This window comes from Peribacillus sp. SRI_006 (assembly GCF_057586375.1).
Genome location: NZ_JBYCZT010000027.1, coordinates 33,392 through 45,479, shown reverse-complemented (window position 1 = coordinate 45,479; position 12,088 = coordinate 33,392). Strand labels below are relative to the sequence as shown.

Below are 12,088 nucleotides of genomic sequence, written 5' to 3'. Positions count from 1 at the left end.
CGGCTTTTTTACTATTGTGTTTTCATACAAAAAAGCTGCCTTATAGACAGCTCCGATCTTCAGCTAACGCACCTGTTAGTTCAATTACTCTAGTTAATTTTAACTCTTCTCGAATGAGCGAACTAGTAAGATACCTGAAACTAAGGTTTGAAATGCTTTTTCTCACCAATAGGTACAAACCTGCTTGTCCAAATAGGATATCCCCTTCCATTCTATTCTTACCTTTAAAGTTTGGTTTCGGGGGCTATTCTTACGTCCGTACGGATATTATAGTCGTCATGAGAAATCAAATTACTATCTTTATCCCACTCGCAAATTTGGATGTCCCTTGTCATATCTACTTCAATGTAGCGCGCCCATGGATTTAAGTAACACAACTCTCTTTCCAAACTGTCTTTTGGATTTGAAAATGACCTAGGCATTTTGCGTTGATATTTTTTATTTAAAATCTCGTCTTCGGCTTTTGTTACCACCACTCCGTTTAAGCCGTTGTAAAGCAGCGCCAAGACAGCAAAATGAGTCTGTGGCTCTAGGAAAATTTTGATAAAAGCATTCTGAGGCATGGCGTGTTCATGGATGAAGTATGTATTTAAACCTTTCTCTTCTATCGGGCAACCTAAACGTTTATATTCTTCCAAAGCATTGATGGTCCATAATTTACATCCGATGTAATTTCCATTAACCCTTGTCCAATTATCAGTAATACGTTTAATGGCAGCCTGCTTAGTACCTCCCCCGCTACCGTTGGTAAGTATGTCAATGACATCCTTAACCCATTGCTCTTTATCTTCCCTTAAATCTACAAGCGACCTTTTATTTTGCGAAGGTGGTAAACCAGTTGTAAGCTGACTTAATAACGCTTGTTGTATTTGTTTATTGCGGTCTATTGCCTGCTGTACTAACCTCTCCTTATTAATTTGTACAGCACACTCATTTACTACTTGTTGAAGCACTTGATTTAATTCGTATAGCGCCTCACCGTTGAAAAAATGTTGAAGAATTTTTTCGTCATTGAATTCCACGCCTAGTTCCCCCTATATTTACTTCCATTAAGTCACTAATTATATTAAATCATATAGTAAAAATCCTCCTCGTAAATCATATGCCGTGCCAATGGGTGGGAACGTTACAGGAAGTTGTCCTGTATTTGATCGAATTCCTTATTGAACTAACCTGCACCGTTAGTTATATAAGAAACGGCTGTCTAAACAACAGCCTGGCTATTACACCCTACTTTCAAAGATTTTTTAGTAATTAAAAGTTATGAAATGCAGATTATAATAAATCCAACAATTTATTCTCTATCCAAGTTCTTTCATACTTTCCTTCCACTTCTTTAGTAATAAATATAATCAATTCTCGCTTCGCTCTTGTTAATGCAACGTATAAATAATTTAACATCTTGTTTTGATCAACTTTATTTTGAAAAAAATACTCTGCTAGTTCAGTAGTTAAAATAAATAAACATCTGTCCCCTTCTAATCCTTTTATACGATCAATAGAATTTACTGTTATTACTCCCTCTTTTTTATACATTCTATTTTCGTCTAAAGTTGTATACATACGTCCCTTGTCTTCTTTAGTCAATTTCAATTCCAAAATCTCGCTTACTTTATTTATAATCTTCCAATTATCTTTTTCTTTTATATTATTTCTAATCATTTTACATAAAACATAATTTATTTTTTCAATGTGTTCTTCTGCAAACTTCGATTTTTGTATTAACCTTTTTAATTCATATTCCAACAAATTTTTTTGTGCATTTCTATCTTTATCACTGGTAATAAATATTCCGTTTTTTTGATATATATAAATTTGATCAAATACTACTTCTTCAAAAAATTTTAGATTATCAACATCATTTTCAAATAAATATCTAACGGACCCTTCTTGTGTTGTTTGATAATCCTGCTGTTCTTCTTTCAGAACATACTTATTCGATAAATTCACATGTGAAATAGGACATCTATGATTTTCCATTTTATATTCTACCAGTTGAGTATACTTCCTAATCAATTTTCTAAATTCATTTCTTCCTCTCAAATCTTGTTTAGGATCTCCAACTGCATGTAAATAGAATTCATTATTATATAATACTTCTATTATTTTAGATAATTCTGAGTCCATATCTTGAGCTTCATCTATAAAAATTGAATCTAAGTATTTTTTCATAATTGTTATAACTTTTAATCTCTTGTCTTTTACTAACTTCCTATCATCACTTTTGCCACTTATAACATACCGAGCTATCTTAGTTACTTCTTCAACATGTATTATGCTTTGCTCTCTTAATTCTTTTAACCTTTTCGCTTTATAAATATAGTTATCTGGTAAATTTATTACTGATACTCGTGTATATAACTGTCCATATAATAGATGGTAAAAAGGAAAAATAATTTCTTGTAATAAAAATACATGTGAAGTCTCAACTTTAATCTGATTAGGAATACTACCGTGTTGCTCAATAATTTTATTTCTTATATGATCTCTAGCAGCATTGGTATAAGTTATGACGTATATTATTTTTCCAGCTTCTACTTCTCTATACCTTTTTAAAACTTCCTCAGCCATTGAAGTAGTTTTTCCTGCTCCAGCACCAGCAACTACTATCTTCATTCTTTAACACCACTCTGTAAAAATTTTAAAACTCGATCAATGTGTTTTGGCAATTGGATATCCTTTAAATGTCCTGTACCAAAATCTTGACAAAACTTTAACATAATATCCGTTTTAGCTTTTCTCCATTTATCAGATAATGCTTCTGATGTATTTATTTCATCATCTTTCCAACCGTGTTCTTCAGAAAAGTATTTTTTCAAATTGGCATAATTTTCACCTGTTTCAACAAATTCAGGTTCTAATGTATATTCAGTAGTAGTAGTAACAAGTATATTATCATGCCTATTATATTCTTCATGACTTTGTTGAGCATTAGGTTGATTATCAAAATCTCTAATAATGCCTATCCTATGTGATGTTCCATCGTTTACCTTCAACCAAATATCTAACATATTCTTAAATCCTTTATGTAAAGAAATGACTTCTATATCATTTAGCATATTTCTTTGGAAAGCTAAATGTGATTTGATTAACATTTCTTCACTAGGTCCTTCTACTAAGATACATTTTCTTGAAAATAAAAATTTCAAGAAGTCGAGATTTGGTTTTTTAGCTAAGTAATTTAAATGAGTTTCCTCTACAACTGATGTTAGAGAAAATGCTTTGCCTTCTTTTACAACCGTTACATTTTTTAATTCCAATTTACTTAAAAATTCTGAACTATGTGTAGAAACAAATAGCTGGGTTTGTTCGCTAGAACTTATATTTGAGTTAATAAAGCTTGCTAATAACCTTTGATTACTTAAACATAAATGTGCTTCTGGTTCCTCTATAGTCAAAATATTTAAAGCAATGTCTTTGTCTACTTCTAATGAATTCATCATCACAAGTAAATATATCAAGTTCCTATACCCTAAACCTTGACTATGCAGATACTCATCTCCAACGCCCAATCTAACGTTATTCAACAACGAACTAATACTTGGCATATTGGGTAGTAAGCTAATTTGTTCAAAAAACTCCTTTGCATTTTCTATGTCAGATGTTTCTTGCCAATTAAATATACCTTCTAAATTACTAATCTCCTTTAACTCCGTAAAGAAGTTTCCATAAGATTCTTCAACTTTCACTTTTTGTTCATCACCTAATTTTTTCTGTAGTAGATTAACCAACGCTTGAGATCCCAATTGAGTGTTTTTATTAGAAAAATCATCTCTCTCTGCGGCAAGGGAATTATATTTAAAATTAGTTAAATCAGTAAAAGATACATGTTCATTTGTTATTGGTACTACTATTACATATTTGAACATCTCTATTGGTAATAAATTCAATTTTAGTTTATCTACATCGTCTGCATTTTTATCAGCCAAAATATTTTTTATATGTTCTAGTAACTGTTTAGGATTTTCAACAGAATATTTATATTCAATTTGGTATAAAGCTTTAGCATCTTCCAATGAATTATTCCATTTACGAACATAGAATTCATCTGCACCTTTTGTCTCAAAACTTACTTTTACAGATACAAATGGAATAATATTTTCGAAATTTATCAACTCTAATTCGTTCTGTTTTATCGATTCTAAATTTGTTTTAATAAAATCAAAATAAGCTTTTTTCAATTCATTATTTATATCATCCCAGCCAAGATTTTTATTAACATTCCCTATTTCATTATTTAAAAATGGTAAAGTCATTGCTTTAAGTAGATTACTTTTCCCACTATTATTTTCTCCAATAAAGATCACTAACCGGTTTAACTTTAAATTTACTTCTTTAAGATTTCTATATCCTTTAATACAAGCGCTTGAAATTAGCATTCGATCATTCTCCATAATCTATAGTTATTATTTAATTCAACGACTTATCTATCCTTATTAAATATTAAGTTAGTTTATGATTAATATCTTTTTCCATTCTTAAAAGTTAAAAAAACGCAAACTGACTGTCTCTTTATCACAAGCCACATAAGCATTAATTAATCCCCCTTAAAACCTGTTGATAAGCGTCTGCTTTATTTTCTTGATAATATACAAAACATATCAAAGTAGATACCGATTTATCTTCTCGTTCTACTTTAATCACGCTAACTACATTAAGGAGAATAATTCAACCTTATTGATTAATGGGGATAAAAAATATCTCAGCTTGATGGGCATGGCGCTGACCCCTTATGTTTTATCCCATATTTCCTCCTATGAACATTTTACTATTATTATATCAAACCAACTATCTTTTTAGCTAAAATTGCCAGACAATCACCTTTTATTTCAAAAACAGGAAAGATACATCAATGAAATGTGAATTATTTGTCATTTCAGCAATTTTTTTGTACATCTAAATTATAAGTACATCTGATAAAATTAAAAAATAATCTAAAAAATCACAATTAATAACTGTTTACTTATTTTCTAAAGTTATGGAATCTTTAGTCAAAAACTCAAAGAATGCAGCTATGTTAGCTACATAACAATAATAAGTGATTCTCCTTATTGAAGAATCCTGTTGGCTAGCTTCTTTACATTCATGGCAGAGACAGAAAAAGGAGATCTATTTACAATGATTGAAGTTTGCAGGACCTCCAAGCTGTTGCCAGCCAGAACAAAGAGAAAGCTCTCTTAACTGCATGCTTTCCAAACTGTTAATAGCAATATTGCGGTAGTCAAGTTAGTGAGGCGATTGAATTTCTTATGCTGCAAAGGACGGCAAGATACAGAGAATGACGTAGTCTGCTCGAACCTCTTTTAGTCATACGATTAATGGTTGCCGTAAACTTACCCGATGACTGAACACTTGGATCTACTCCAGCAAAGTCAACCATCTTGAATTATCTAAAGGACAATATATAATCTCCATTCCTTTATGAAGAAGGATGCCATTCATGCTGTAATATATACTCACTATCCTTTGTAGTTAAAGAATTCTTAACTTACTATAAAATTAAGAATCATATAGGAAACAATAAAAAAGCAACCAACATAATATTATTTGGTAGCTTTTTTAACAAAATTTGAGAGTGAAAATCTAACTGATTTAATACTAACCCATTGTGTTTAATTCTCATAACTAAATAATAGAAGAACAGGCTTTAAAGAATTAATATGGAATACTATATTTTTTCTTTAACCTTAGGTTTATCAATCAATGATTTTGTTACCTCTAAAAAAAAATAATTTTCTTTATACTCTGCACGATATCGTTTAATAATACTTTTAGTCATGGCTATATATTCTGCTTCTTCATTGATATAACACTTTAAATCTTTAATATTCCTTTTAGTACGTCTAAAAAGAACATCTGGGTTATCTTGAAAATCAAGTATATCTTGAATTATATCGTCGAGCCTATTAATAATAGTATGACGTGCATATACTTTTCTTCGTAAGTTTAAATCCTCTCGGTTTAGTCCATATACCTCAATGGATTTAATTCCTTTTAAAGATTTTGAATGTATAGTTCCTTCATCCGTGAAATTAAAAAATAACTCTGGATTATCAACGCACGGATTTATTAATAAAGGACGCTCAAGAGTTAAATAATCATCTTCACTGTTCATCGCATAACGTGAATTAGGATTAATGGGGAATTTATTTCCTTTAAACGAACTATTACATACCCCACATGTATAAAATAAGTTATCCCAATCTGCTGCAAGCCAATAATACCCAATATGTTCTTTTTCCTCTGCTACCTTTCCTTTTGGCCTCCAATGTTCAATGTGTGCGTGTTCAATATGAGTGAGAAAACTTTCACAATAAGCACATTTTTTCTTAAATAAATCTCTAAGTGCCTCTCTTACATATGTTTTTTTATAAACATTAAACAATTTAAAGGCCAAATTACTCTTTTCAATTTCAAAATGTTTAATCACTAAGGCTTTTTCAATTCTACTGTCTTCGTCTAATTCTCGAGGGCCACTAGTCCTAGTAACATATATCATATTTCTTCAACCCCGTAATTTTTCCACAGCTCAACTAACTTTTCTTGTGTGCTTTTATCAACTTTATGATAAGATTGGTTTTTTAACTTTCTTGCTGAAATATATTCATCTATAACTTGGTAAAGTATACGCTCACGATTCGTGGAACCAAGATATTTAAACTCTTCTAAATCTTCTTTTATTTTCTGAAACTCTTCAGTTCTTTCATCAATTGGGAGGCTCAATTGGTAATGAAAATCTTTTATTAGTTTGTCATATTTTGGGTCTATCGTACTGTTCATACCGAACATTTCAGAAGTTAATATTTGATCTATACGTAGACCTGCTGGGTCAGGCAAATCATCAATTACATTAATGTAATCTCTGTTGTTTTGAAGTACAGCTATTTCCCCATTATGGATTCCACGTAAACATAACGGGTCATGACATGTAACTATAAATTGCATTCTTGGAAAAGCTTGACGTAGTCTACTTACAATTCTCATTTTCCAAGTTGGATGTAAATGAGCGTCAATTTCATCAATCAGTACAATTCCCTCGGCTAGATTGCCACTCTTGTAAACTTTATATATACTTCTCATGATATCTGAAACAAGTAAAATTATAGTTTTATATCCACTACTTAATTCATTTAAAGAGACCTCCCTAGCACTTCCTTTCCTAATTAAATAAAGTTCTTCATTCTTTAAAAAAATTTTTATGGGGTTATCTTCATGAAAAGGAAGAATATCCATTATTGCTTGAGATAAGGCTCTTTGTTCTTCCTCAGTTTTTAACCAACTTATTGGATGAGGAAGAAAATAATCCTCTTGTTTTCTTATAAATAAATTATCAACATTGTTGTTCTCTATATTATTTTTTAAAAATTTACTCTCATTTAAAAGTCTTGTCGCTCCATAAGCAATAACTGGAATAGTAGCCTTAGAGTCAATTATTAGGCTATTATCCTTAAAAACCAATTCAATGGGTTTGTGTTCATCTACTAATATTATTCGTATATAACCTTCTTCACCTAAAAAAAAAGATTTTAGCGATTGTCTATCTTTTTTATCAGCTGACAAAGCTAGTGCAATCGCTTGAAGTATAGAGGTTTTACCAGAACCATTCTCTCCCAAAAGCATTAACCAAGCTCCAGCTGTTTCTTCAATATTAAAAGAATGTGTAAAATTAAGGCCACGAAAATTGTGAACTTCAATTGACCTAATTAAGTTTCTTTTAAAATAGAAGCTTTTAGGTGGTTTAATATTGTGTCCTTTTTCTATATAGGGATTTATTTTATTACTGAAGTCGCTGACAGTTCTAAAGTCACCATATAGACTTTTCAGTAAATTCATAAATTCAGTATCATTAAAAATCAATTCTTTAATATCTTCTTTAATTGTGTCAATCCATTTAACCAAGAACTGTTTTACTATTCCAAAATACTGACTTTTAATTGATATATTTTCTATTTCATATATATAATGAAAAATTTTACTATCCACAAAAGCATTAAAAGAATATCTTGCTTTACTTAAACTATCTTTCCTTTCCTTTATTAATGAGGAACGATTTAAATCTAATAGTTTAATTGTAGTTGCCCCTTTTCTAGTCTTACCTTCTACAAAACCATCTTCCCTAAAGTGTATATGTTTTGCAGGGTTTTCTTGACAAGGATCTATAAGCAAATGTTTTTCATTGTCCACACTTGAGAAAAGAGTGGCACGTTTTCCCTGAACAGGAAATACATTTCTTTTTAAAACATTGCAGTTATTACAAACTAAATAAAGATTTTTCCATTCATAGGCAAGCCAGATGTAATGTTCTGCTGAGTAATCACCATTAGTATTTATAACTCCATTGACAGGGCGAAAACGATCTATATGACCGAAACCATAAACAGGTGTCTCACAGTAAGCACATTTATCGGAAAACTGATCTCGTAATTTCGTGTACCAATTTTTATCTAAATTTTTAATTGATTTTACTTTATAACTATCTAATACATAAAAATATTCATCATCACTATTATCGACTTCTTTAAAGTGCTTTACATAATTCTTTAAATTTTGTTTTTCCATTTTTAACTGTTTACTCATTATTGGTGTTTTACGTCTTTCAATATAAATCATTATATATCCCCTTACTAATAAACTAGTATTTCTAAGTAAATATCCTTAAAGTTATTAACAAGGTCTTTAGCATAACATTTCAAATCATAATATATAATTAACCTGATTTTTAAAAATAAAGGTCCTTTACCGTTTAGTATACAATAATGTGTTATAATCTTAACCATTTTTTATAATTTTTGGGTTTTTACGGATACTTAGTTATTATATACCTGATATAATAGAACCATATTATTAAAGATATTTCCATATAGGAGGATAAAATTATGAATGCATCTCAATCAAAGAAACATGTAGAGAGTATTATAAGTGAATATCAAAAAAAGAAAATTACAATTGATCAAGCGAGAGCAGAATTGGTTGAACATTACCTTAAATTGATCCCTCATCTTAGAGAAGAAATTTCTACTATTTTAACAAAATCACAGGCAAAAACTGATATTGAACGTGCTGAAGAATTAGCAGATCTAAAGATCTTCGAGAGTATGATTTTTGAAGGGTAAATCTGGAGATGTAGAAATAATTTGACCGAAACATAACTTGTGTTTCTTTTGTAACTTTAAGGATCAGAAATTAAAGTAGATGGTATGCTATTAAAGCCCCTGAATAGAGGGGTTCTCTCTTATCTTTTTCATGGTTCTCTGTAATGAAGCAATCCTTCTTGATTATCCGTTCCTGTTATTGGAACATCCCGTTGTTTCCCATTCGTCAATTCCTCATGATACAAGACTGCTACCGCTTGGCCAAATTTTACCCGATATTGGAGACGTAGCTGTTCGATCACTTCCAAAATCTCGCCTTCTTTTTTTTTCAAATTGTTTAATGTAGTAAAAACTCTCTGGGTCTTCTTCTTCCGTACATGTTGGAGTACATAAACTGTTTCCCCCATTTCATAAGATGCAGTCTGCGTGTTTTTTTAATGGTTTAGTTTATTCATCATTTGTCTCTTCACCTTTTATCTTTTATTGCTATATTTCTTTCTATTTCATGTCTAACTATTTAATTCCTATATCTATCAAAATATATAATGTTGTCTTAAATAAGTAATTATAAATTTCTCTTATATAATCATTAAGATTTAACATTTGAATTATACAATATTGTTATAATTTTCAGAATCTAATTTCATATTAATTATATCTCATATAAAATGGAGGATTTATTTAGGACTTCATACCTTTAGGGATGCTTTTGCCATCATTTCTCACTTAAATGGAGTGGATGTCTATCAGATTATGAAGAGTCTGGGCCATGAGCAGCTTTCCACTTCAGAGATATATTTAGAGAAAGTTTTTGAAAAGAACGTCATGCGATTCATTTGTGGTTTGGGGAGTATATATAGAAGAAGATCTTCATATTCAGAGGGGTTTTTGTGATTTTTGGCGCACTCTTAAAAGATCCAGTTTCGAAAATCGTTTAAAGATTAAGGATTTGAAAAATAGTCCAGATTAAATAAAAGATAATTCACACCTACATCTAATTCATGTATGTTTACTTTTTTTATAAAGAAAGAAAAAAATAAAAGAGGGAGAACAAATCATCTGGATGACTTGTTCTCCCTCTTTTTTAGAATCCCCTAGATAGGCACGGCAAAGGAATGATAGGGCCTGGGAGGGAAAGCCACCAGGGGCGGCGTTGGAAAATGTTCATAACAAGTTAAAAAATGGAGTTCTAATTATTTAGTTTGAAAAACTCGGATTCAAATCTTTAATTCTTCTCCCCGAACTCTTTTCCTGCTGATCTTTGATCCTTTATTTTAAAAGAAATGAGGAAACTAATTAATGAAAGTACAGCGATGACAATAAATGAGATTTGCGCGCCATACATATCAGGATGGACTATCTCGGGACGCTGCTGAGCATTTTCGGTAGCTGATGTCATCACAGTAACAAGTATTGCCGTGCCTACAGATGCGGCAATCATTTTCATCGTATTATCCATTGCTGCACCATGGGCGATTAACCGTTTAGGCAGCTGGTTTAAGGCGGCCGTTGAAACAGGCATCATAACCATGGCTAATCCGAACATCCGAATACTGTACATGACCATTATAAATGTAAAACTTGTCGAAGGGCCAACATTCATAAAAGTAAAGGAGGAAGCGGTTATGAGGAGTAATCCGCCAATAACCAGCCACCTGGCCCCAATCCGGTCAAAAATACGTCCAATGAACGGGGACATTATTCCGGTAATAAGTGCTCCAGGAAGTATGGCTAATCCAGCTTCAAATGCAGTAAATCCTCGCATGTTTTGCATAAATAGCGGGATGAGCGTTTCGGCGCCGATCAGACCCATAAAGGTAATGGCTCCAATAATGATAGCAATCGGGAATAATGAATACGTGAACACACGGAACTCCAGCATTGGATGTTTCAGTCGCAATTGCCTGTTGATGAACCAAACAAGTGAAATTGTCCCAATGCCTAGGGATATGATTGTACTCTCGTCTGTCCAGCCATAATTACCAGCCGCTGTAAATCCATACAATAATCCACCGAAACCTGCGGAAGATAAAACAATCGAAAGCACATCCACTTTTGGCCGTGTAACTTCTGTTACATTTTTTAAAGCGAAGAACGCAACTATGATATCAATAATAGCAATTGGAAGTATGATAAAGAATAACACTCTCCATGAGTAGGTCTCCGTAACCCAGCCAGATAAAGCGGGCCCAATAGCCGGCGCGAAGGAAATGACCAGCCCGACCAGTCCCATGGCTGCACCCCGTTTATGCACAGGGAAAATCATTAGAAAGACTGTTTGCATTAACGGGAGCATGATTCCTGCTCCGCTCGACTGAATCATCCTTCCTAGCAGCAGCATTCCAAAATTAGGAGCCAGCCCAGCAACCAATGTACCAATAGCAAATATCCCCATCGCGGAAAGGAAAAGCTGTCTGGTGGTAAAGCGCTCCAGTAAAAACGCGCTAACAGGGATCATGATCCCATTAACCAGCATAAAAACGGTTGTTAGCCACTGTGCACTATTTGCAGTAACATTCATCTCCTCCATTACAGGAGGAATGGCGGTAATCATTAAAGTTTGATTCAAGATCGCAATGAATGTACCCGCAAGCAAAAGAGCAACAATTGTTGTCTGTTTACGATTTTTTGAACTCAATTATGGTCCCCCTTTACGATTTGGAAAAAAACATACTTTTGTAGATTACACGAATTCACATCAGATTTCCAGTAATTTGCTGTTAAAAATAAAAGCAATAAATTCGGCATTAAATCATTACTTTTCCTACAACTAAAAGGGGATTTCGTTTGAAGAACAGGTTGCGATTGATGTGTATTAGCCTAGTCAAAGGGTAGCTGTTGAGCCAAACACGAAAGGAAGTACCTTCAAAAGTCACTCCCCTATAAGAGCGGATCAAATAGCTGCAGCAAACATCAAAACATTCCCTATGATCTAATAGCGAATGATACTTTTTTGTTTTTTATAAATAATATAGAAGAAAGTCGTCATTTTCAGG

The 12,088-nt window shown here is 32.1% G+C and carries 8 protein-coding genes and 1 pseudogene; 1 reads left to right on the top strand and 8 read right to left on the bottom strand.

Annotation, left to right across the window (positions count from 1 at the left end; all coding sequences use genetic code 11):
* Positions 1-224: 224 nt before the first annotated feature.
* The 6 genes and pseudogenes from AC2YHV_RS26535 to AC2YHV_RS26510 all read right to left on the bottom strand — a co-directional run bounded on the left by AC2YHV_RS26535 (position 225) and on the right by AC2YHV_RS26510 (position 8,610).
* Positions 225-1,022: a hypothetical protein gene (locus AC2YHV_RS26535; RefSeq protein WP_487374491.1), complete on the bottom strand. Its 798-nt coding sequence runs from the start codon at positions 1,020-1,022 to the stop codon at positions 225-227.
* Positions 1,023-1,275: 253 nt separating this feature from the next.
* Positions 1,276-2,616, bottom strand: a complete 1,341-nt coding sequence (locus tag AC2YHV_RS26530; RefSeq protein ID WP_487374490.1) for a UvrD-helicase domain-containing protein — start codon at positions 2,614-2,616, stop codon at positions 1,276-1,278.
* Positions 2,613-4,379: an ATP-dependent nuclease gene (locus tag AC2YHV_RS26525; RefSeq protein WP_487374489.1), complete on the bottom strand. Its 1,767-nt coding sequence runs from the start codon at positions 4,377-4,379 to the stop codon at positions 2,613-2,615. Before AC2YHV_RS26525 ends, AC2YHV_RS26530 begins: the two co-directional genes overlap by 4 nt.
* Positions 4,380-5,242: 863 nt before the next feature.
* Positions 5,243-5,383, bottom strand: a pseudogene (locus tag AC2YHV_RS26520) (transposase); the annotation flags it as partial.
* Positions 5,384-5,668: 285 nt separating this feature from the next.
* Positions 5,669-6,499: an HNH endonuclease family protein gene (locus tag AC2YHV_RS26515; RefSeq protein ID WP_487374488.1), complete on the bottom strand. Its 831-nt coding sequence runs from the start codon at positions 6,497-6,499 to the stop codon at positions 5,669-5,671.
* On the bottom strand, positions 6,496-8,610 hold the full coding sequence (locus AC2YHV_RS26510; RefSeq protein ID WP_487374487.1) for an AAA family ATPase: 2,115 nt from the start codon (positions 8,608-8,610) through the stop codon (positions 6,496-6,498). Before AC2YHV_RS26510 ends, AC2YHV_RS26515 begins: the two co-directional genes overlap by 4 nt.
* Before the next feature lie 266 nt (positions 8,611-8,876).
* On the opposite strand from AC2YHV_RS26510, the gene AC2YHV_RS26505 reads away from it, so the two are divergent.
* Positions 8,877-9,113, top strand: a complete 237-nt coding sequence (locus tag AC2YHV_RS26505) for a hypothetical protein (RefSeq protein ID WP_404664448.1) — start codon at positions 8,877-8,879, stop codon at positions 9,111-9,113.
* A 128-nt stretch (positions 9,114-9,241) separates the two neighbouring features.
* Here AC2YHV_RS26505 and AC2YHV_RS26500 read toward each other — a convergent pair whose 3' ends face one another.
* The gene (locus AC2YHV_RS26500) at positions 9,242-9,400 is read right to left on the bottom strand and encodes a hypothetical protein (protein ID WP_487374486.1); all 159 of its coding nucleotides are present in this window, start codon (positions 9,398-9,400) and stop codon (positions 9,242-9,244) included.
* Positions 9,401-10,317: 917 nt separating this feature from the next.
* Complete coding sequence (locus tag AC2YHV_RS26495; protein ID WP_487374485.1) at positions 10,318-11,730, bottom strand: DHA2 family efflux MFS transporter permease subunit; 1,413 nt, start codon at positions 11,728-11,730, stop codon at positions 10,318-10,320.
* Positions 11,731-12,088: the final 358 nt, after the last annotated feature.

Bases quoted from the DNA above. Each gene is read 5' to 3' on its own strand.
- AC2YHV_RS26530 (WP_487374490.1), bottom strand. From the start codon at position 2,616: ATGAAGATAGTAGTTGCTGGTGCTGGAGCAGGAAAAACTACTTCAATG.
- AC2YHV_RS26505 (WP_404664448.1), top strand. From the start codon at position 8,877: ATGAATGCATCTCAATCAAAGAAACATGTAGAGAGTATTATAAGTGAA.
- AC2YHV_RS26515 (WP_487374488.1), bottom strand. From the start codon at position 6,499: ATGATATATGTTACTAGGACTAGTGGCCCTCGAGAATTAGACGAAGAC.
- AC2YHV_RS26510 (WP_487374487.1), bottom strand. From the start codon at position 8,610: ATGATTTATATTGAAAGACGTAAAACACCAATAATGAGTAAACAGTTA.
- AC2YHV_RS26525 (WP_487374489.1), bottom strand. From the start codon at position 4,379: ATGCTAATTTCAAGCGCTTGTATTAAAGGATATAGAAATCTTAAAGAA.